A 21,704-nucleotide genomic window follows, 5' to 3' on the forward strand; every position below is an offset into this window, starting at 1 on the left:
GGGACCGTCGGGCGGGAGGTCAGCCGCGGTAGGTCGTGGTCATGAGCGCGACCCCGCGCTGGACGAGCTGGGCGCTGGTGACGCCCAGCAGGCCGGTGACGACCTCGTCCTGGTCCGCGCCGTCGCGGAACCGGTCGAGGAGCGCGAAGAGGGTCTGCTCGCCGTAGACGCTGGCGATGTACTCGCACACCCACCACGACACGGCGTACCAGGCCTCGGCGTCGGGGCCCGAGAACTGGGCGGCGCCGGGCAGGTCGGTGGCCGCGGCGCCGACCCGGAGCGCGGCGGCGGGGAGCCGGCGGCGGTCGGGGGCCATCGGGCGGACCGAGACGTACTCGGCGACGCCCTCGTTGAGCCACAGCGGGACGCCGCGGGCGCGCTCGCCCAGCGTGGCGTGGGTGAGCTCGTGGCGCACCAGCCGACCGAGCACGGCCGGCTGCTGGGTGAGGACGCGCGGGTTGAGGTAGACCCGGTACGACGCCACCCCGCGCGCCGGGTCGTGGGAGTCGGCCGGCACGGCGATGGTGAGCCCGTCGGCGCGGTCGGGGTCGCCGACGGTCTGCCCGGCCAGGCCGCGCAGGAAGGCGGCGTCGCGCACGGCGTAGACCACGACGCCGCTGCTCACCGGCGAGTCGTCGGCGGCGACCACGCTGCGCACGTCGTAGCGCCCGGCGCTGGCCGCGTCGAGCACCTCGCGGGCGTCGGCGACCGTGTCGTCGTCGAAGATCCCGAGCACGCCCACGGCCTGCTCGACCCGGATCGGGCCGAGGTCCCAGGGCTGGGCGTTGCCGGGGTGGTCGGTCGCCCACTGGCGGTCGGTGGTCGCGGCCACGACGAGACCCTGGCCGTCGCTCGACGGCGTGAACCGGAACCGGCCGCGGGTGCGGGCAGGGACCGCGTCGTACCCGTCGAGACGCAGGACGAGCGTCACCTCGGCCGAGTAGTCGCCGGTGCCCTCGACGGGCGTGATCGTGGCGTCGTCGACGAGGTAGCGGAGCTTGCCGACGGGCAGCTGCTCGATGTTGTCGAAGTAGACCTGCTGGTCACCGACCAGCGTGGCGTCCGAGCGGTCGAGGCTGCGCCGGAAGCGGGCCACGTCGTGGCGGCGCAGCCCGGCGGCGCGGACCTTGAGGGTCGCCTGCATCTGGGCGGCGACGTCCTCGTACGCCGCTCCGGAGTAGGTCGGCGGCGGCGGGTCGTCGGAGCAGGCAGCCAGCGGGAGCAGCGCCAGCGCGAGGACCGCGACGAGGGATCGCGCCCTAGCGCGGACCATCCACATCGTGCAGCGCCCGGCCTTCCGGTGCGGGCTCGGCGCTGATGTCGTGGAGGATGTCGAGGGCGATCGCGGACGGCGTGAGGCCGATCCGCTCGAGGATGGCGGCGCGCTTGGCGTGGTCGAGGAACTCCTGCGGGATGCCGTGGAGCTTGACCGGCGTGCGCACGCCCGCCTCGGCCAGCGTCTGGAGCAGGACGGCGCCCACGCCGCCCACGACGCCGTTGTCCTCGATGGTGACCACGCGGCGGTGGGTGCGAGCCAGGTCGACGAGCGCGGGGTCGACCGGCTTGACCCAGCGCGGGTCGACGACGGTGACGCCCACGCCCTGGGCGACCAGGCGCTGGGCGACGTCGACGGCGATCTCGGCCATGGAGCCCACGGCGACGACGAGCACGTCACGGGCGCCGTCGCGGACCAGGACGTCGCACCCGCCGGCCTTGCCGACGGCCTCGATGTCGGCCGGCGGCGGGCCCTTGGGGAAGCGGACGACGGTCGGGGCGTCGGCGACCTCGACGGCCTCGTCGAGGAGCTCGCGCATCCGGGGGACGTCGCGGGGCGCGGCCAGGCGCAGCCCGGGGACGACCTGGAGCAGCGACATGTCCCACATGCCGTTGTGGCTGGCGCCGTCGTCGCCGGTCACGCCGGAGCGGTCGAGCACGAAGGTGACGCCGCACTTGTGGAGGGCGACGTCCATCAGCACCTGGTCGAAGGCGCGGTTGAGGAAGGTCGCGTAGACCGCGAACACCGGGTGCAGCCCGCCCATCGCCAGGCCCGCGGCCGAGGTGGCGGCGTGCTGCTCGGCGATGCCGACGTCGAAGGTGCGCTCGGGGAACCGGGCCTGGAACTTGTCGAGACCGACCGGGTGCATCATCGCCGCGGTGATCGCCACGACGTCGGGACGCCGCTCGCCGATCGCGACGACGTGCTCGGCGAAGTGGTCGGTCCAGATCAGGCCCTTGGGCTTCTCGGCGCCCGTCTGGACGTCGAAGGGGCCGGGCGCGTGGAACTGGTCGGCCTCGTGCCGCTCGGCCGGGTCGTAGCCGAAGCCCTTGCGGGTGATGGCATGCACGATGACCGGGCCGCCGAAGCGCTTGGCCTGGCCCAGCGCCTGCTCCATCGCGGCGCGGTCGTGGCCGTCGACGGGGCCGACGTACTTGAGGCCGAGGTCCTCGAAGAGGCCCTGGGGCGCGAGCGCGTCCTTGAGGCCCTTCTTCATGGCGTGCAGCGCGTCGTAGGCCGCCGCGCCGACGCCGGGGACCGCGTTGAGCCGGCGCTTGACCACGTCGAGCAGGTGCTCGTAGCGCGGGTTGGTGCGCAGCGCGGTGAGCGCGGTCGCCAGGCCGCCGATGGTCGGGGTGTAGGAGCGGCCGTTGTCGTTGACCACGATCACGAGCTTGGAGTCGTGCTGGATCGCGATGTTGTTGAGCGCCTCCCAGGCCATGCCGCCGGTGAGCGCGCCGTCGCCGATCACGGCGACCACGTGGCGGTCCTCGCCGCGCACGGCGTAGGCCTTGGCCAGGCCGTCGGCATAGCTCAGCGCGGTGGAGGCGTGGGAGTTCTCGACCAGGTCGTGCTCGGACTCGGCCTGGCTGGGGTAGCCGCTGAGGCCGCCCTCGCGGCGCAGCGTGCCGAAGGACTCGGCGCGCCCGGTCACGAGCTTGTGCACGTAGGACTGGTGGCCGGTGTCGAAGACGATCTTGTCGCGCGGGGAGTCGAACACCCGGTGCATGGCGAGGGTGAGCTCGACGACGCCCAGGTTGGGGCCCAGGTGACCGGTGTTGGTGGCCACCGTGCGGATCAGCAGGTCGCGGATCTCGGCCGCGAGCTGGGTGAGCTCGTCCTCGCTGAGGGTCCGCAGGTCGCGCGGTCCGGTGATCGTGTCGAGGACAGGCATGGGTTCGATTCTAGGGCGTCGGGGTTCAAAGGCGGGAAAGGTCGACCCGGGCCACCGCGGGCTCGTGCAGGCTGCCGAGCCACAGGCTGCCGTCGTGCTCCCGCACCCCCGTCACCATGTGGTACGACGTCCCGTGCTCTGCCGGGCGCACGTCGATGTCGTGGACCCGGCGCCCCTGGTCGTCGTACGCGACGGCGCGCACGGTCTGCTTCGGCTTGGGCTGGAGCGCCTCGGGCACCTTGGTGACCAGCTTGCGCAGGCCCAGCGGCGCGGTGTGGAGCCGCTCGACGAGCGGGTCGGTGGGGCTGGCGATGCTGATCCAGATCAGGCCGTCGGAGCCGCGCGCGATGTTGTCGGGATAGCCGGGCAGGTCGGTGCACAGCAGGTCGCGGGTCCCCTGGTCGGGTCCGCTGATCCAGTGCCGCACGACGGTACGGGCCCCGGTCTCGGCCACGCAGACGTAGTCCTCGGCCGCGGAGAGCGCGACGCCGTTGGCGAAGGCGAGCCCGTCGAGCACGGTGGTGACGGTGCCGTCGGGGTCGCGGCGCAGCAGCCGGCCGGTGCGGGTGTGCTGGACGAAGTCGTCCTTCCACTGCGCGATGCCGTAGCGCGTCGAGGAGTCCGACCACCAGATCGTGCCGTCCGCGGCGATGGCCGCGTTGTTGCAGAAGCGCATGGGCGTGCCGTCGACGCGGTCGGTGATCTGCTCGATCGCCCCGGTGGCCGGGTCGGCCCAGAGCAGCCCGCGCTGGGCGTCGCACACGAGCAGCCGCCCGTCGGGGGCGAACTCGATGCCGAGCGGCCGGCCGCCGGTGTGGGCGACCCGGTCGACGGTGGCGCCGTCGGGACTGATCCGGAAGATCGCGCCGTCCTCGGTGCCGGTGAACACGCAGCCGGCGTCGGGGCCGGAGGTCGCCACGACGACGTCCTCGGCGCCCGGTCCGGGGACGGGGATCACGGTGAAGGGTGCGGTCATCGCAGCAGCTCCTGGTAGCGGTCGGAGGCGAGGAACTCGGGCAGGATCCGGGCGGCCGCCTCGCCGACCCGCAGCGCGGGGAGCGTCGCGGGCTCGACGAAGACGATCTGCCGGCCCTCGCCGAGCACGATGTCGGCATCCGTCGCCGTGGTGGCGGCGGCGTAGACCCGGATCAGGTCGTCGGTGCCGTAGGCGGGGTGCACCACCGGGTACTGGCGCCACAGCGGCAGGGCCGGCGGTGCGAGCCGCAGACCGGTCTCCTCGGCGAGCTCGCGGTAGGCCGCGTCGTCGGGGTCCTCTCCCTGGTCGACGTGGCCGCCGACCAGGCTCCAGCAGTCGGGAGAGATGACCGGGTGCTCGTCGCGCTCCTGCAGGAGCAGCCAGCCACGCTCGTCGACGAGGATGACCGAGGCGAAGACGTGCACCCGGTCACCGTAGCCCGTGCGGCACCCGCCTCACACCGCCCAGCCGGGCAGCGGCCGCGGGTCGGGGACCGGGAGGTGCGCGGCGTCGTACGTCCAGCGGGGGCCGGTGGTGACCAGCTCGTCGAGGGCGGCGAGCAGCCGGTCGACGTCCGCGCTGCTCGTGCCGAGCCCGACGCTGGCCCGGACGGCGGTCCCGCCGTCGTTGAGCCGGTCGAGCAGCGGGTGCGCGCAGAACCGGCCGGCGCGCACGGCGACGGCGTGCTCGGCGGAGAGGTACTGCGCGACGAGCTCGGCCGGGTGCCCCGCCAGCGTGAACGTCGCGAGACCGAGCGTGTCGGTCGCGTCGTCCCACAGCCGGAGCACCCGGACGCCGGGCAGTGCCGCCAGGCCCTCGCGCAGCCGCTCCCCCAGCGCCGCCTCGTGCGCGGCCTGCTCGTGAGCGGGCAGCGCGGCGAGCGCCTCGCAGGCGGCGGCCAGGGCGACGGCGCCGACGACATTGGGCGTGCCCGCCTCGTGCCGCGCCGGTACGTCGGCCCAGGTGACCGCGTCGAGGGCGACCGAGCGGACCGCTCCCCCGCCCGCCAGGTACGGCGGCGCGTCCTCCAGCCAGTCGCGGCGCCCGACCAGCGCGCCCGCGCCGTAGGGCGCGTAGAGCTTGTGCCCGGAGAACGCGAGGTAGTCGATGCCGAGCCCGGCCACGTCGACCCGGCGGTGCGGGACGAGCTGGGCGCCGTCGACCGCGATCCGGGCGCCGTGGCGGTGCGCGACCGCGACGAGCTCGGCCAGCGGCAGCAGCTCACCGGTCACGTTGGAGGCGCCGGTGACGGCCAGCAGCGCGGCGGGCTCGCGGGCCAGCTCGCGCTCGACCGCGGCCACCGTCGCGGCGAGCGTGCTGCTTGCCGCGACGGTGCGCCGGCGTCCCCGGGCCCACGGGAGGAGGTTGGCGTGGTGCTCGACGTCGAGGGTGACGACGTCCCCGGGGACGGCCGAGGCCAGCAGGTTGAAGGCGTCCGTGGTGTGCCGGACCACCTGCACCACGTCGTCGGGGCGCGCCCCGACGAACCGGGCGACCGTACGGCGTGCGGCGTCGAGGGCCGCCGTGCTGACCGCCGAGCCGTGCCCCGCGCCGCGGTGGACGCTGGAGTAGTACGGCAGCAGCTGCGCCACCCGGTCGGCGACCGCGGCCAGCGCCGGGGCGCTGGCCGCGACGTCGAGGTTGGCGTACGGCGCGCTCCCGCCGGTCACCAGCGGGACCCGGAGGTCCGCGCCGACGAGCGGCAGGAGCGGCCGGACGGCCTGGGTCGCCAGGGTCACTTGGTGACCTTGAGCGACGTCGTGGCGGAGGCCGCCGCCTGGTAGGTCGTGCTGCCCGCGTACTTCACGCTGACCTTCCAGGTGCCCTTCTTGAGCTTGGGCAGCGCGACGGTGACGACGCCCTTGGCCAGGGTGCCCTTGACCGTCTTGGTCGAGGCGCCCTTCTTGAGGGTGACGGTGACCGGTCCGGTGGCCGCCGCGAGGCCTGCGGGGACCGTCACGGTGACCTTGGCCGCGCCGGCCTTCTTGGAGGTCGGCTTCTTGGTCACCGCGAGCGCGACCTTGGACGGGGCGATCGAGGTCACGGTGTAGGAGACCTGGGTCTGCGAGCCGTTGCGGTCCGCGCCGCCGTCGTAGGTCAGCTTGGCCGAGTAGCGCTGGACGCCGAGGGTGCGCGGCAGCGTGAACGTCGCCGTGCCCCCGTCGAGCTGCCGGGTCTGCGCGCTGCCGACGCCGGTGAGCGTGACCGCGCCGGTCGGGACCACGCCGCCGGGGCTGGCGACGGTGACCTTGATGGTGCCGCCCTTGCCGTAGGGCGTGGTGACCGAGGCCGCGCTGCTGATGGTGAGCGCCTTGCCGACCGTCAGCGCGACCGGCGTGGAGGTGGAGGACGCGTAGGTCCCGTCGCCGGCGTAGGTCGCGGTCAGCTGGTAGCTGCCCGCCGGGACGGTGCCCGGCACGGTGAAGGTGGCCGTGCCGCCCTGGACCTGCGCGGTGAGCGCACCGCCGGGCAGACCCGCGAGGCTGACCTCGCCGGTGGCGCCGGCCGAGACGGTCGCGGTGATGGTGCCGCTCTTGCCGAAGGTCAGCGTCGGGGCCGCGCCGAGCGTGGTGGTCGAGGTCTTCGCGACGACCTTGAGGGTCTGCTCGGTCGACGAGGTGAGGACCCGGCCGCCCGCGCCGCCGCCGTACACGTAGCGGAGGGTGTGGTCGCCCGCGGTCAGCGTGGGCAGCGGTACGTCGAGCGCGGCGGTCCGGTCCGGACGCACGTCGGCCTCCCCGATCTTGGTGCCGTCGAGCAGCACCTGGACGGAGCCGCCCAGCGTGCGGCTGCCGGTCAGCGGGGCGAGCGTGGCGCCCGCCGTACGGTCGGAGAAGAAGCCGGTGAAGGCGCTCTCCACGCTGACCTGCCCGGTCAGGTTGCCCGGGTTCTCGACCGAGACCGACGCCGGGGCGCCGGTGACGGCGACCGAGCTCGGGTAGCCGCCGGCGACACCAGCGATCACGTCGCGGATCTGGTCGATGGCCTCCTTGGCGAAGTTGCGCTGGTTCTGCAGCGCGTTCTGGCCGACCTCGGTGCTGACGTTGACGTTGCCGCGGAGCTTGTCCGGGTCGGCGCCGTCGTAGGTGGCGTCCTTGCCCTGGGTGAACCACACCTCGGTCATGTACTCGACGTTGCCGGCGAAGGCGTTGCCGTCGGGGTTGGTCCAGTCGGTGCGGATCGCCTGGTCGAGCACCGGCGCGGGCTGGCCGCCGGCGGTGGCGTCCTTGTCGTAGGACAGGAGGTGGCCGACCTGGATCTTGCGGGCGAGCTTCTCCTGGCCGTTCACGTCGTACTTGACCGGGCTGGTGCTCTGGGTGCCCGGCTCGTCGGCGAGGACCTTGTACTGGGTCTTGGCGTTCGCGAGCCTCTCGAGGATCCGCCCGTAGAGGTACGCCGGGCGGGTCTTGCGCGAGACCCCGCCGACGGTGCGGAACGAGTTGTCGCGGATGTGCTTGTCGAGCGAGCCGCCGTTGCCGGTCGAGTCGAGCGAGAAGTCGAAGTTGTAGACCTTCTTGATGCCGTACTGGCGCGCGTACTCGGCGGTCTGCTTGATGACCGCGGCGGTGTTGTGGCACCAGGTCCCGCCGAAGAGGACGAGGAACTCGCCGTCGCTGTCGAGGATGTTGAGCAGCTCCGGGTAGGTGATGCTCTCGACGCGGAAGTCCTCCTCGTCGCCGTTGGTCAGGTCCTCGTCGGCCTTGAACACGTCGCCGCCGAACCGCTTGCGGTTGGCCGTCTCCACCGCCGGGTCGGCGTTCTTGACGTAGCGCTCGTAGTGGCGCCGGTTGTGCTCGGTGCTGAGGAAGTCCCACTGGGTGTCGACGTCGAGCGGCGCGGAGGTGAGGACCCGCTTGACGTCGTTCTCGTACGCCGTGACGGCGGCCGGGCTCGACAGGTCGGCCGGCGGGGTCACCAGCGCGTCGACGATCCGGGCGTTGTCGCCGCCCGCGGCGTCGTACACGAAGAGGTAGGGGTGCTCGGGCGCCACGCGGCGATCGGGCTTCCCGGCGTCGTTGGCCAGCGCGAACGGCGTCTCGGCGTCCTTGCCGAGGTAGCTGCTGACGAGCCGCTCGCCGAGGTCGAGGAACTGGTCCTTGCCCGCGTTGTCGGCGCTGTCGAGGTCGTAGCCGGTGAGGTCGAAGACGCTGAGCGCCTCACCGTCGAGCTTCGGGTCGAAGTTGTAGATCTTCTCGATGCCCTCGGCCTCGGCGACCTTCTCGATGTGGCCGATCGTCTGCTGGAGGTAGGGGTCCTCGGGGCCGCCGATCACGAACGCCCACTTGCCGGTGTTCTTCTTGAGCAGGTACTCGAAGCGCTCGAAGGTGACCGTCTCGAAGACGCTCCCCTTGGCGAGGGCCGGGTACTTGGCGTCGAACCAGTCGACGGTGGCGCCGTGGGTGGGCGCGGGATAGGTGGCCGGCGCCGCGGCGTGGGCGGCGTGCGCCGGGGCCGGCGCCGCGGTGGCGGCGCTCGGGCCGCTCAGCAGCGGGGTGACCGCGAGGGCGGCGACGGTGCCGGCCGCGGCGGTACGCCGCAGGAGGGTGCGGTGGTTCATCGGGTTGCTTCGCTTTCGTGTCGTGTCACGTCGGGGTTGCGGGGGGCGGGCTGGTCAGGAGACGTGCGGCACCACCTTGTGCGCGGCCAGCGGGCCGCGCGGGCGGCGGCGGCCGCGGGCGACGCGCCAGACCAGGGACAGCGCGCCGGCGGCAGCCAGCGCCCCGAGGATGAGCAGCCCGGCGTGGTCCGGGATCGGCGCGGCCTCGTCACTCGTGTGCGCGACGTCGGCCGCGGCCTCCTCGCCGGCCGGAGCCCCGGCGGCGGTGACGGTGACCGGGCTGGTCGCCACCTCGGTGCCCCCGAAGAGCACGACGAGCTGGTGGTCGCCGGCGACGACACTGGCCGGGACGACGACGTCCGCGCTGAACCCGCCGTTGTCGTCGGTCTTCACCTCGCCCAGCGGGACCGGGTCGGAGTGCAGCTCGAGCGCGTAGCCCTCGATCCGCGGCGCGAAGCCGGTGCCGGTCACGGTGACCGTGGCACCGGGTGCGAGGTCCCCGGTCACCGTGACCGTGCCCTGGACCGTCGTCGGGTCCACCCCGACGACGACCGGCTCGGAGGGCGGGGAGCCGGCCGACTCGCCCGCCGCGTTGCGCGCCCACACGGCAGCGCGGTAGCTGCCGGGCTCGACGTTCTTGAAGACGTACTCCAGCGTGCCGGCGTCGGTCTCGACCGCCTCCTGGCCGGTGAACCGGATCAGGTAGCCGGTGACCTGCTCGATCTCGGCGTTCGGCGAGGCCGCCCAGGACACCGTGACCGTCTTGCCCTCGACCGTGAGCGTCGGGGCGGCGAGGGCGCTCGGCGCACCGGCCGCGACCTGCTCGGTGGCACCGCCCGACGGGGTCGGGCTGAGCGGGTCGGTCGTGCCGCCGGTGCCCGATCCGGAGCCGCCGGTGCCGCCGGTGCCGGGCTTGGTCGGCTTGGAGCCGGGCTTCGGGGTGGTCGGCGTGGGCGTCGGCGTGGGCGTCGGGGTGGGCTTGGGCGTCGTGGGCTTGTCGCCCTTGTAGCTGTAGCTGCCCGCCGGGTACGACGTCCGGCCGTTGCGGTTGGGGTAGATCGGGTGCTGGTTCTCGTCGAGCTCGCAGTCCTGGATCCACAGGCAGGTCACGTCGTCGAGGCAGGGGAACTCGTCGCCGCCGTCGACCCAGCCGTCGGCGTGCGCGGCGGGCGCCGGTCCGAACGAGACGGCCAGGGTCGCCGCGATCACCGCGGCGGGCAGCAGGGAGAGGATCCGGTGGGATCGCCGGACGGTCATGCGTTCGCTCCTTGGGGGGTGGGGAGAGGGGTGGTGGTCGTGGCGCCCGGCAGCGCGCAGGCGCCGATCGGGACACCCGGGTCCGAGAAGGTGAAGTCGTCGGAGAGCTCGTCGGGGAGGTCCTCCGCGAGGTCGCCGGGCACGAGCAGCCCGTCGAAGACGGCGTCGTCGAGGCGGCCCTCCTGCCGGGCGACGATGGTGGCCGCGACGGCCGCCGAGGTGACGTTGTCGAGCGTGCGCGCCATGTCGGCGACCATGCTCACCGGCAGCGTGATCGCGACCAGCTCGAGCGGGAGGCCCGCGGCCGTGAGCACCGTGGTCGCGGTGATCGTGGCGGTGCCGGGCACGCCCGCCGTACCGACGGAGACGATGACGCCCAGCAGGACCAGGACGACGTAGTCCTGGATGCCCCACGAGATGCCGAGCGCGTTGACGCCGAAGACGGCCAGCAGGATCGGCCACACCCCGGCGCAGCCGGGCATCCCGATGGTCGTGCCGAGCGGCGCGGTGAAGCCGGCGATGTCCGAGGGGACGCCGATCCGCTCGCGCAGCAGCCGCGTGGTGACCGGCAGCGTCCCGGCGCTGCTCTGCGTGGTGAACGCGGTCAGCTGGGCGGGCAGCATCTTGCGGAAGAACCGCAGCGGGTTGACGTCGCCGAACACCCGCAGCAGCACGCCGTTGATGACGTAGGCGTGGAAGAAGCAGGCGAACCAGGCCAGCCCGAGCACCCCGAGCAGCGAGACCATCTGCGACCACTGGCCCGCGGCCCGGGCGGTCGCGACGGACGTGAGGGACAGGACGGCGTACGGCGTCAGGGCGATCACGAAGCCGACCGCGCGGTAGATGATCTCGCGCAGGGCGTCGATGAAGCCCTTGAACGGCGCCACGGTGGCCGGCTTCTTCTCCGCGACGAGCGCATAGGCCACGGCCAGCAGGACGCTGAACAGGATGATCGGGATGACGTTGGTCTCGGCGATGTCGCCGACGATGTTCGTCGGGAAGAAGTCGATGAAGACCTCGGTGAACGGCTTCTTGATGTTCTCCAGCGCCGAGGTGTTCGTCTCGCCGAGCGTGATGTCCGCGCCCTTCCCGAGCCCCAGCTCCAGCGCCAGCCCCAGCGTCAGCAGCACGGCCAGCGCGTTGAGCCCGAGCAGCCAGCCCACCGAGCGCGCCCCGATCGTGCGCAGCTGCGCCGTGGTGCCGAGCGAGGTGATGCTGGAGAGGATCGAGACCATGATCAGCGGGGCCACGATCGCGAGCAGCAGGTTCAGGTAGACCTTGCCCACCGGCTCGACGTAGTCGAGGTGGCCCTCGAAGACCACGCCGACCCCCACACCGAGCGCCAGTGCGCCGATGGTGAGCAGGCTGAAGTTCACCTTCACCCGGCCCAGCACGTAGATCCCTGCGAACAGTCCCAGCGTCACCAGCAGCGCGGCGACGTCGTACCCGCCCATCGTGTTCCTCCCTCAGCGGCGCACCCGTTCGCCTCTTTTGTTGATTAATTTGATCGACTTAAAGCCTAGGGGGTCGCGAGGGGTGCTCCGTGCCAAATCGCCCGAAATGCGAACAGCCATCCCGGATTCCGGGATGGCTGATCGGTTCCGCCTATCGGGGCGTAGGTCCTGGGTGGCGTCCTAGACGACGGGGCCGCCGGGCGGCGCGAGGTCGGCCGGGTCGGCACCGCCGTTGCACGAGGCGAACGGCTCGGGCGCGGTGTCCCCCGCGCCGTACTGCTGGACGAAGAGGGGCAGCCGCGGGTCGTCCGGCCCGGTGAGCGCGAGCTGGCGCCCCCAGACCGTGATCACGACCGGCGCCTCCTGGTCCGGGTACGGCGAGAGCAGGCCGTTGGCCGGCAGCAGCCCGGCGAGCGCCCGCACGCCGTCGGCACCGACCTCGTCGGGACGGTAGGTGATCCAGGTGGTGCCGTGCTCCAGGTCGTGGACCGCGTTGACCTCGGGGAGCGGCTCGTCGTACACACCGCACTCGATCCAGACCGGCGCGTGGTCCCCGCCGACCGGCGGCGACTGCGGGTAGTCGTGCTCCGCGCCGGCGCTCAGGTGCTGGAACGTGAGGCCGTCGTACGTGCGGACGGCGGAGAGGTCGTCCCCGGACGCGACCGCCGCGGGCACGTCGTCGTCCCCGTCGCGGGTCAGCAGGACCGGGACCAGCACGGCGGCGCCCACGAGCACGACCGCGGCCACCAGGGCCAGGACGACGGGGAGGGTGCGGTTGCGGCGTACCGGGGGCGGGGGTGCGGGCGGCGGGTAGAAGGGCGGCGGCGGGTAGGGCGGCGGCGGGAAGAGCGGCTCGCTCACTCCCCCAGCGCCCTCTCGACGCGCTCCACCTTCGCCGTCATCTCGCCCTCGAACCCGGGCCGGATGTCGGCCTTGAGCACCAGCCCCACCCGCGGCGAGACCGCGGCCACGGCGTCGACGGCGCCCTTGACGACCGCCATCACCTCGTCCCACTCCCCCTCGATGTTGGTGAACATCGCGTTGGTCTCGTTGGGCAGCCCCGACTCCCGCACGATCCGGACGGCGGCGGCCACCGCCTCGGAGACGCCGCCGGTGTCGTCGGCGGCGGAGGGGCTGATGCTGAACGCGACGATCATGCGCCCACGCTAGCCAGACGGGCTCAGCCGGCGTCGGGCGCCCACCGCTCGAGCAGCGCCCGGAACCCCGCCTCCGCCCGCTCCCGCCGCGCCGGATCAGGCGGCCCGACACCGTCCTCCTCGCCCGCGAGCACATCGCGCACCCACGCCGCGATCGCCCGCGGCACCGCCGCCGTGCCGATCTCGCGGGTCCGCGCCTTGAGGTCGCGCAGCGCGGCCAGCTCCTCCCCCACCTCCGCCGGTACGCCGACCTCGGCGAGCAGCGCGTCGAGCGCCATCGGCGGCACCCCGGTGTGCTCGTCGAGCCAGCGCAGCGTCAGCGCGGGCCGCACGGCGTAGAACACGCGCTTGAGCCGGACGTCGTCGCCGTCGACCGCGTGGTCCCACTGGGCGCGGGCGACGTGGGCGTAGTGCCGGCGTACGGCGGCCGGGTCGGCGACGTCGGCCACGAGGGCAAGGAGGTCGTCACGGAAGGCCGAGTCGCCGTCGTACACGAGAGGCGAGCGGAGCCACTCGCCGACGGTCGCGTTGCCCGCGGTCGCTAGCCGCACGGCCTTGGCCAGGTCCCAGCCGTTGACGTCGAGGACGGCGTCGAGCGGCGTCTCGATCACGTCGCGGGCCGGCCACAGTGCCAGGTACGCCGAGACCGGCCGCACGAACAGGAAGCGGCAGTCGTAGTCGCTGTCCGGCGAGGCGAAGCCCCAGGCCCGGCTGCCGCTCTCGATCGCCCACGGGACGCGGACGCCGTGCTCCGCGGCCACGCCCGCGAGGCGCGCGTCGATCGCGGCGACGGCGGCGGGGTCGAAGGTGTCCGGGATCGTGCGCATGCGCGGCACCGTACGGCAGAGGCCGAACGGCCCGCCCCTCCTTTTCAGGAGGAACGGGCCGTCGGGTTCGAGCAGGTGGTGCGAGCAGGTCAGCCGCGCAGCAGGTTGCGCAGGACGTACTGCATGATGCCGCCGTTGCGGTAGTAGTTCGCCTCACCGGGGGTGTCGATGCGGACGACCGCGTCGAACTCCACGCCCGTGTCGGTGGTGACCTTCACGGTCGAGGGCGTGGTGCCCTCGTTGAGCTCGGTGATGCCCGAGAAGGAGAAGGTCTCCTCGCCGGTCAGGCCGAGCGACGCGGCGCTCTGGCCGGCCGGGAACTGCAGCGGGATGACGCCCATGCCGATCAGGTTCGAGCGGTGGATGCGCTCGTACGACTCGGCGATGACGGCCTTGACGCCCAGGAGCGAGGTGCCCTTGGCGGCCCAGTCGCGCGAGGAGCCGGAGCCGTACTCCTTGCCGGCCAGGACGACGAGCGGGATGCCGGCGGCCTGGTAGTTGACGGAGGCGTCGTAGACGGTGGTGACCGGGCCGTCCGCGACGGTGAAGTCGCGGGTGAAGCCACCCTCGGTGCCGGGCGCGATCTGGTTGCGCAGGCGGATGTTGGCGAAGGTGCCGCGGATCATGACCTCGTGGTTGCCCCGGCGCGAGCCGTAGGAGTTGAAGTCGCGCGGGGTGACGCCGTTCTCGGTGAGGTACTTGCCCGCGGGCGAGTCGGCCTTGATCGAGCCGGCCGGCGAGATGTGGTCGGTGGTGACCGAGTCGCCGAGCTTGAGCAGGACGCGGGCACCGGAGATGTCGGTGACCGGGGCCGGCTCGTCGGGCATGCCGTCGAAGTAGGGCGCCTTGCGGACGTACGTCGACGCCTCGTCCCACGTGAAGGTGTTGCCCTCCGGGGTGGGCAGCGAGCGCCAGCGCTCGTCGCCCTTGAAGACGTCGGCGTAGGACGAGGCGAACATGTCGGAGTTGATCGCGCCGGCGATCGTCGACTCCACCTCGGCCGGGGTCGGCCAGATGTCCTTGAGGTAGACCGCGTTGCCGTCGGCGTCGGTGCCCAGCGGGTCGTTGAACAGGTCGACGTCCATCGAGCCGGCCAGCGCGTACGCGACGACCAGCGGCGGGGAGGCCAGGTAGTTCATCTTGATGTCGGGGCTGATCCGGCCCTCGAAGTTCCGGTTGCCCGAGAGCACCGAGACGACGGCGAGGTCGTGCTCGTTGACCGCGGCGGAGACCTCGGGGATGAGCGGGCCCGAGTTGCCGATGCAGGTGACACAGCCGTAGCCGACGAGGTTGAACCCCAGCTTGTCGAGGTACGGCGTGAGGCCGGCCTTGTCGTAGTAGTCGCTGACGACCTGCGAGCCGGGCGCGAGGGTGGTCTTGACCCACGGCTTGCGGGTCAGGCCCTTCTCGACGGCCTTCTTGGCCAGCAGCGCGGCGCCGATCATGACCGACGGGTTGGACGTGTTGGTGCAGGAGGTGATCGAGGCGATCGTCACCGCACCGTGGTCCAGCGTGAACGTCGTGCCGTCCTCGAGGGTGACCTCGACCGGGTGCGACGGGCGGCCGACCGTGGTCGCCGGGGCGTCGGAGGCCGGGAAGGACTCCTTGCCGGCCTCGTCGGCGTCGCCGTTGGCGACGTAGTCGAGGACGGACTCGCGCCACGACGTCTTGGCGTCGGTGACCTGGACCCGGTCCTGCGGGCGCTTGGGGCCGGCGATCGAGGGGACGACGGTCGCGAGGTCGAGCTCGAGCTTCTCGGAGTAGCGCGGCTCGGCGGCCGGGTCGAGCCAGAGGCCCTGCTCCTTGGCGTACTTCTCGACGAGCGCGATCTGCTCCTCGGAGCGACCGGTCAGGCGCAGGTACGTCGTGGTCTCGTCGTCGATCGGGAAGACCGCGATCGTGGAGCCGAACTCCGGCGACATGTTGCCGATGGTGGCGCGGTTGGCCAGCGGCAGCGCCGCGACACCGGGACCGTAGAACTCGACGAACTTGCCGACCACACCGTGCTTGCGGACCATCTCGGTGATGGTGAGCACGAGGTCGGTCGCGGTCGAGCCGGCGGGCAGCTCGCCCGAGAGCTTGAAGCCGACCACGCGCGGGATGAGCATGGAGACCGGCTGGCCGAGCATCGCGGCCTCGGCCTCGATGCCGCCCACGCCCCAGCCGACGACGCCGATGCCGTTGACCATGGTGGTGTGCGAGTCGGTGCCGACGCAGGTGTCGGGGTAGGCCAGCAGCTCGCCGTCGACCTCGCGGGTGAAGACGGTGCGGGCGAGGTGCTCGATGTTGACCTGGTGGACGATGCCGGTGCCCGGGGGGACGACCTTGAAGTCGTCGAAGGCGCCCTGGCCCCAGCGCAGGAACTGGTAGCGCTCGCGGTTGCGCTCGTACTCGATCTCGACGTTGCGCTGGAACGCCTCGGGGGTGCCGAAGACGTCGGCCATCACCGAGTGGTCGATGACCATCTCGGCGGGCGCGAGCGGGTTGATCTTGGTGGCGTCGCCGCCGAGGTCGGCCATCGCCTCACGCATGGTGGCGAGGTCGACGACGCAGGGGACGCCGGTGAAGTCCTGCATGATCACGCGGGCCGGCGTGAACTGGATCTCCTTGTCGGGCTGGGCGTTCTCGTCCCAGCCGGCGAGGGCCTTGATGTCCTCGGCCGTGATGTCCGCGCCGTCCTCGGTGCGGAGCAGGTTCTCGAGCAGCACCTTCAGCGAGAAGGGCAGGCTCTCGACGTCGAGGCCCTCTCCCTTGACCGCGTCGAGGCGGAAGATCTCGTAGGACTTGCCGTCCACGTCCAGGGTGCTCTTGGCGCCGAAGCTGTTCTTGCTGGCCATCGCGTCTCCGTCCTCGTCGACTGAATCGTTGTCGGTAGGTCTCTCGTTCATCCTGCCGCCGCGAGACGGCGTCGGGATAGTGAGGCTGACCTAAGTTCGCAGGGACCCCGGGGAAGGGGAATCTCTTGATATCAAGATACACGAGACCGAGGTAGATCTCCACCGTCCTCGGCGAACTGGGTGACGTACAGCTCCTCGTAGCGCCCGCCCGCGGCGAGCAGCTCCGCATGGGTCCCCTGCTCCACGATCCGGCCGTCCTCGACCACCGCGATCAGGTCCGCCGCACGGATCGTCGAGAGCCGGTGGGCGATGACCAGCGCGGTCCGCCCGACCAGCGCCTCGCCCAGCGCGGCCTGGACGGCGGCCTCCGAGGTCGAGTCCAGGGACGCCGTCGCCTCGTCCAGGATCACCACCCGCGGCTGCTTGAGGAGCAGCCGGGCGATCGTGAGCCGCTGCCGCTCACCTCCGGAGAGCCGGTAGCCGCGCTCCCCCACCACCGTGTCGAGGCCGTCGGGCAGCGCGTGCACGAGGTCGGCGAGCCGGGCCCGGGTCAGCGCGTCCCACAGGTCCTCCTCACGGGCCTCGGGCCGGGCCAGCAGCAGGTTGCCGCGGATCGAGTCGTGGAACAGGTGCCCGTCCTGGGTCACCATGCCGACCGCCCCGCGGATCGCCTCGGCGGTCAGGTCGCGCACGTCCACCCCCGCCAGCCGTACGGCGCCCGCGTCGACGTCGTAGAGCCGCGAGACGAGCTGGGCGATGGTCGACTTCCCCGCGCCCGAGGAGCCGACGAGCGCGACGACCTGGCCGGGCTCCGCGCGCAGCGTGATGCCGTGCAGCACCTCCTCGCCGCCGCGCGTGTCGAGCGTGGCGACCGACTCGAGCGAGGCCAGCGAGACCTTGTCGGCGGCCGGGTAGGCGAACCGGACGTCGTCGAGCTCGACCGCGACCGGCCCCTCCGGGACCTGGCCGGCGCCGGGCCGGTCCTGGATGAGCGGCTCCAGGTCGAGCACCTCGAAGACCCGCTCGAAGCTCACGAGCGCGCTCATCACCTCGACGCGCGCACTCGCGAGCGCGGTCAGCGGGGCGTAGAGCCGGGTCAGCAGCAGCGACAGCGCCACCACGTCGCCCGCGTCGAGGGAGCCGCTGAGGGCGAGCGAGCCGCCCACGCCGTACACGACGGCGATGGCCAGGGCCGAGACGAGCGTGAGCGCGGTGACGAAGGTCGTCTGCACCATCGCCGTCCGCACGCCGATCTGGGCGACCCGGCGCGCACGGGCGGCGAACTCGGCCGACTCCTGCTCGGGGCGCCCGAACAGCTTGACCAGCGTCGCGCCCGGCGCGGAGAAGCGCTCGGTCATCTGGTTGCCCATCGCCGCGTTGTGGTCGGCGGCCTCGCGCTGGACGCCGGCCAGCCGGTGCCCCATCCGCCGTGCCGGTACGACGAACACGGGCAGCAGCACGAGCGCCAGCAGCGTCACCTGCCAGGAGATCCCCAGCATCACCACGACGGTCAGCGCGAGCGTGACCAGGTTGCCCACGACGCCCGACAGGGTCTGGCTGAACGCGCGCTGCGCGCCGATCACGTCGTTGTTGAGCCGGCTCACGAGCGCACCGGTGCGGGTCCGGCTGAAGAAGGCGACCGGCATCCGCTGCACGTGGTCGAAGACCGCCGTGCGCAGGTCGAGGATCAGCCCCTCACCGATCCGCGAGGACAGCCAGCGCCCCAGCAGCCCGAACCCGGCGTCGAGGACGGCGAGCCCCGCGATGAGCAGCGCCAGCCCGACCACGACGTCGCGCTGGTCGCCCGCGACGATCGCGTTGACGACCCGACCGGCCAGCACCGGCGTGGCCACCGCCAGGGCCGCGCTGACCACGCTGAGCACGATGAACCCGACCAGCCGGCGCCGGTGCGGCCGGGCGAAGCGCAGGATCCTGCCCGCCGTCTCCTTGTTGAACGCCCGCTTCTCGTCCGGAGTGTTCATGCTCCGGTACACCTGGTTCCAGGCGATCGACTCCATGCTCATGAGCCGACCGTAGAACCTCAAGCCGACTTGAGGACAAGCCGCAAAAAGAATCCACTCCGACCTGTCGTACCGCCCGCCCTCCGTTCGTGGAGAGGATGGAAGCGCCCCCAACCCGACCCAGGAGGTCACCATGCGCACCCTGATCTACACCGCGTTCGTCTCGATCGACGGCGTCGTCGAGGGCCCCGGCGGCGGCGAGGACTACCGCAACGACGGCTGGACCTTCCAGGACATCGAGTTCCGTCCCGAGGCCTACGAGCTCAAGGGGCGCGAGCAGGAGGAGGCCGGGGCGCTCATGCTCGGCCGGGTGAGCTACCAGGGATTCAGCCCGGTGTGGCCCTCGATGACCGAGGAGTTCCCGAAGTACAATGCGATGCCCAAGTACGTCGTCTCCACCACCCTCGGCGAGGACGACCTCGTCGACAACTGGGGCGAGACCACCATCCTGCGCTCCCTGGACGACGTCGCCGCGCTCAAGCAGACCGAGGGCGGGCCGATCAGCGTCCACGGCAGCGCCACGCTGGCGCGCGGGCTGGCCGACGCCGGCCTCATCGACCGCTACCACCTGCTGGTGTTCCCGGTCGTGCTCGGCGCCGGCAAGCGGATGTGGAGCGAGACCGACAAGGACAAGCAGCAGCTGCGCCTGGTCGAGAGCGAGACCTACGCCAACGGCATCCAGAAGCTCTGCTACGACGTGGTGCGCTGAGCCGGCCCGTCCGTCCCCGCTAGAGGACGACGGTCGGCTTCACCCGGGTCGTCGACCACACCCGCTGCCGGCGGGCGACCAGGCTGGTCAGCGCGAGCGAGCCGACGAGGTACGCCGCGAGCACCAGGACCGCCGTGGTCGCCCGCGCCGGGTCGCCGCCGTACATGAGCTGGCGCAGGCCGTCGACCGCATAGCTCATCGGCAGGATGTCGTGGAGCCAGTGCAGGGGTTGCGGGATCGTCTGCCACGGGAAGGTGCCGCCCGCGGTGACGAGCTGGACCACCATCAGCACCAGCGCCAGGAACTGGCCGGGAGTGCCGAGCAGGGCGTTCATCAGGTGCACGATCGCGACGAACGTGGCCGAGATCAGCATCATGAACAGCCAGGTGCGCATGCCCTCGACGACCCCCACGTCGAGCACCGAGGCCACCACGACGAACGCGAGCGTCATCTGCGTGGCTCCGATCAGGGCCGGCGGCAGCCAGCCGCCCACGGCGATCCGCAGCGAGTTCTGGTTGGCCGCCAGGGCCCGCGACGAGAGCGGGCGGACCAGCAGGAAGAGCACGTAGCCGCCGATCCACGCAGCCAGCGCGAGGAAGAACGGCGCCAGGCCGGCACCGTAGTTGCGGGCCTGGGCGTTGTTGGCCGACCGTACGTCGATCGGGCTCGCCACCGTCTCGGCGATGCGCTGCCGGGACTTCTCGGTCGTGTCGGGCACCTTGTCGAGACCCGAGGTGAGACCGTCGCGCAGCCCCTTGGCGCCGCTGGTCAGCTTGCCGAGACCGGCTCGGAGCTCCACCGTCCCGTCGTGCAGGGTGCCGGCGCCCGTGTGCAGCTTGCCGGCACCGGTGACGAGCTGCTTCGAGCCGGCGTGGGCCTGGTCGATCCCGTCGACGAGCGCCGGGGCGGACGCGGCGAGCTGGTCGGCACCGGCCGCGACCTGGGCCGCGCCCGAGGACAGCTTGTCGAGCTGGCGCTTGACCTGACCGGCCTTGGCGTCGACGTCGTGGACGTCGCCGCCGACCCGGTCGTAGATCGCGAGCAGCTGGCGCTGCGCGGCCGGGTCGAGACCGAGCTGGTCCATCCGGTCGGCGAGGTCGCCGCGACCGCGGTCGTAGGCCAGCCGCGCGTCGTGGACGGCGCCGGCCACCCGGTCACCGGCGTCGGCGACCTTCTTGTCCCCCGCCGCCACCTGGCGCGCGCCGTCGGCGAGCTTGCGGGCCTGCGCGGGCAGCGCCGCGGTCTTGGTCGACAGGGTGCCGAGTCCGTCGCGGAGCTTGGTCGCGCCGGTCTGGAGGTCGCCCACGCCGGTGGCGAGCTGCTCGCTGCCGCCGACGAGCTGCTGGGAGCCGCGGCGCGCGTCGCGCAGGCCGTCGTACAGCTGGCCGGCGCCGTCGGCGCCCTGCACCAGACCGGTGCGGACGTCGGCGATGCCGAGCAGGAAGGTGCTCACCGCCTCCTTGGAGACCCGCTCGGAGATCGCGTCACGGACCTTGGTGGCCACCGTGTTGGCGATCGTCGTGGACAGGTAGGAGTTCGCGTCGTTGGTGAGCATCGTCAGCTTGGCCTGCTCGGGGTCCGAGCCGGCGCTGCTGGTCAGCGCTGCGGAGAAGTCGCGCGGGATGATGAGCGCGAAGTCGTAGGTACCGTCGTCGACCCCCGCCTGGGCCTCGGCCCGGTCGACCTCGTGCCAGCCGAAGTCCCCGGAGTCCACCAGCTCGTCGGCGACCTCGCGGCCGGCCTCGAGCGTGGACCCGTCGGCGCTGGTGGAGCCGGCGTCCTCGACGACGAGTGCGGTCGGCACCCGGTTGAGCGCGGCGTAGGGGTCGTGGTTGGCGTACAGGTAGAGGCCGGCGTAGATCGTCGGCACGGTGACCAGGGCCAGCACCGTGATCCGGCCCATCCGGATGCTCAGCAGCCGGGACAGCTCGGTCCAGGCGATGCGTAGGGCGTTCATGCGGTGGCCTCCTCGGCACGGTGGGCGGGACCGATCGTGGCGGTGTGCCCGGCGGCCACGTGGTGGCCGGACAGGTCGACGGCGTCGCTGACGGTGACCAGGACGCCGAGCCCGCGCTCGGCGGCGGCCTCGGCGATCGGCCACCAGTCGCGGTGGTGCAGGCCGTGCCGGTCGGGCGAGACGAGCACCAGGAACGCCGCCCCCGGGCGCTCGGCACCCAGCTCGGCCAGTGTGCGGAGCCGGTCGGCGGCGGCGACGTCCTCGGTCCGGGACCGGGCGCACGCCTCCAGGTGGTGCTCGCGCAGCCAGGCCGAGGCGGCACCGCGGCTCGCGGGCAGCCCGGCCAGGGCCAGCTCCTCGCCCACGATGACCCGGAACGGTACGGCGTCGTCCGGCTCGGTGACGCCCGGGACGTCGACCAGCACGACCGCGCGCTGCCGGCGCTTCGGCTCGGCATCGCCGGCCAGGGTGACCGTGCCGCTGCTCAGCGGCAGCCGGCCGGCCAGCGCGAGCGCCAGGGCGACGTTGCCGTGACCGGGACGCCCGACCGCGACCACGACCTCGCCGGGGACCAGCGTGAGGGTCGTCGCCTCCAGCAGGCCGTCGACCGCGCCGCCGGTGAGTACCAGGTCCTCCGGGACCGGCTCGGGCTCGGGCTCCGGCGCGGGCTCGGTCACGAGGTCCTCGGGCGGCTCCGGGGTCGGGTCCGGCTCAGGCGTCGTCATGGGCGCCAGTCTGCCTGCTCCGGACCGGCCGCAGCGCGCGACGAGCCCGGGCACCC

Annotated in this window: 16 protein-coding genes; 1 reads left to right on the forward strand and 15 read right to left on the reverse strand. The window is 72.6% G+C overall.

The window, feature by feature from the left end:
• Positions 1-19 precede the first annotated feature (19 nt).
• From CCO04_RS15430 to CCO04_RS15490, 13 genes are all read right to left on the reverse strand, one after another.
• The gene (locus CCO04_RS15430) at positions 20-1,273 is read right to left on the reverse strand and encodes a peptidase MA family metallohydrolase (protein WP_215815034.1); all 1,254 of its coding nucleotides are present in this window, start codon (positions 1,271-1,273) and stop codon (positions 20-22) included.
• Positions 1,260-3,170 (reverse strand): 1-deoxy-D-xylulose-5-phosphate synthase, encoded by a 1,911-nt coding sequence (gene dxs, locus CCO04_RS15435; RefSeq protein ID WP_215815035.1) that lies wholly within the window; start codon positions 3,168-3,170, stop codon positions 1,260-1,262. The genes CCO04_RS15430 and dxs overlap by 14 nt, the downstream gene beginning before the upstream one ends.
• A 25-nt stretch (positions 3,171-3,195) precedes the next feature.
• On the reverse strand, positions 3,196-4,146 hold the full coding sequence (locus tag CCO04_RS15440; protein WP_215815036.1) for an SMP-30/gluconolactonase/LRE family protein: 951 nt from the start codon (positions 4,144-4,146) through the stop codon (positions 3,196-3,198).
• Positions 4,143-4,571, reverse strand: a complete 429-nt coding sequence (locus CCO04_RS15445) for an NUDIX domain-containing protein (RefSeq protein ID WP_215815037.1) — start codon at positions 4,569-4,571, stop codon at positions 4,143-4,145. The genes CCO04_RS15440 and CCO04_RS15445 overlap by 4 nt, the downstream gene beginning before the upstream one ends.
• A 30-nt stretch (positions 4,572-4,601) precedes the next feature.
• Positions 4,602-5,885, reverse strand: coding sequence for an aminotransferase class V-fold PLP-dependent enzyme (locus CCO04_RS15450; protein ID WP_215815038.1), 1,284 nt, complete (start codon positions 5,883-5,885; stop codon positions 4,602-4,604).
• Complete coding sequence (locus tag CCO04_RS15455) at positions 5,882-8,704, reverse strand: Ig-like domain repeat protein (RefSeq protein ID WP_215815039.1); 2,823 nt, start codon at positions 8,702-8,704, stop codon at positions 5,882-5,884. The genes CCO04_RS15450 and CCO04_RS15455 overlap by 4 nt, the downstream gene beginning before the upstream one ends.
• Before the next feature lie 54 nt (positions 8,705-8,758).
• On the reverse strand, positions 8,759-9,961 hold the full coding sequence (locus CCO04_RS15460; RefSeq protein ID WP_215815040.1) for a fibronectin type III domain-containing protein: 1,203 nt from the start codon (positions 9,959-9,961) through the stop codon (positions 8,759-8,761).
• Positions 9,958-11,415, reverse strand: a complete 1,458-nt coding sequence (locus tag CCO04_RS15465; RefSeq protein WP_215815041.1) for a dicarboxylate/amino acid:cation symporter — start codon at positions 11,413-11,415, stop codon at positions 9,958-9,960. The genes CCO04_RS15460 and CCO04_RS15465 overlap by 4 nt, the downstream gene beginning before the upstream one ends.
• A 180-nt stretch (positions 11,416-11,595) precedes the next feature.
• Positions 11,596-12,276: a DUF3105 domain-containing protein gene (locus tag CCO04_RS15470; protein WP_215815042.1), complete on the reverse strand. Its 681-nt coding sequence runs from the start codon at positions 12,274-12,276 to the stop codon at positions 11,596-11,598.
• The gene (locus CCO04_RS15475; RefSeq protein ID WP_215815043.1) at positions 12,273-12,572 is read right to left on the reverse strand and encodes a thiamine-binding protein; all 300 of its coding nucleotides are present in this window, start codon (positions 12,570-12,572) and stop codon (positions 12,273-12,275) included. The genes CCO04_RS15470 and CCO04_RS15475 overlap by 4 nt, the downstream gene beginning before the upstream one ends.
• 23 nt (positions 12,573-12,595) lie before the next feature.
• On the reverse strand, positions 12,596-13,399 hold the full coding sequence (locus CCO04_RS15480; protein ID WP_215815044.1) for a nucleotidyltransferase domain-containing protein: 804 nt from the start codon (positions 13,397-13,399) through the stop codon (positions 12,596-12,598).
• Positions 13,400-13,488: 89 nt separating this feature from the next.
• Positions 13,489-16,236: an aconitate hydratase AcnA gene (gene acnA / locus CCO04_RS15485; RefSeq protein ID WP_215815045.1), complete on the reverse strand. Its 2,748-nt coding sequence runs from the start codon at positions 16,234-16,236 to the stop codon at positions 13,489-13,491.
• A 131-nt stretch (positions 16,237-16,367) separates the two neighbouring features.
• A complete protein-coding gene (locus CCO04_RS15490; protein ID WP_215815046.1) occupies positions 16,368-18,260 on the reverse strand; it encodes an ABC transporter ATP-binding protein in 1,893 nt (630 codons plus the stop codon).
• 130 nt (positions 18,261-18,390) lie between these two features.
• On the opposite strand from CCO04_RS15490, the gene CCO04_RS15495 reads away from it, so the two are divergent.
• Positions 18,391-18,966, forward strand: a complete 576-nt coding sequence (locus CCO04_RS15495) for a dihydrofolate reductase family protein (RefSeq protein WP_215815047.1) — start codon at positions 18,391-18,393, stop codon at positions 18,964-18,966.
• Between the two features lie 19 nt (positions 18,967-18,985).
• Here the strand turns inward: CCO04_RS15495 and CCO04_RS15500 are convergent, their stop codons facing one another.
• On the reverse strand, positions 18,986-20,923 hold the full coding sequence (locus CCO04_RS15500; RefSeq protein WP_215815048.1) for a YhgE/Pip domain-containing protein: 1,938 nt from the start codon (positions 20,921-20,923) through the stop codon (positions 18,986-18,988).
• On the reverse strand, positions 20,920-21,648 hold the full coding sequence (locus tag CCO04_RS15505; protein ID WP_215815049.1) for a hypothetical protein: 729 nt from the start codon (positions 21,646-21,648) through the stop codon (positions 20,920-20,922). The genes CCO04_RS15500 and CCO04_RS15505 overlap by 4 nt, the downstream gene beginning before the upstream one ends.
• Positions 21,649-21,704 lie beyond the last annotated feature (56 nt).

This window comes from Pimelobacter sp. 30-1, assembly GCF_018831735.1.
GTDB lineage: Bacteria > Actinomycetota > Actinomycetes > Propionibacteriales > Nocardioidaceae > Nocardioides.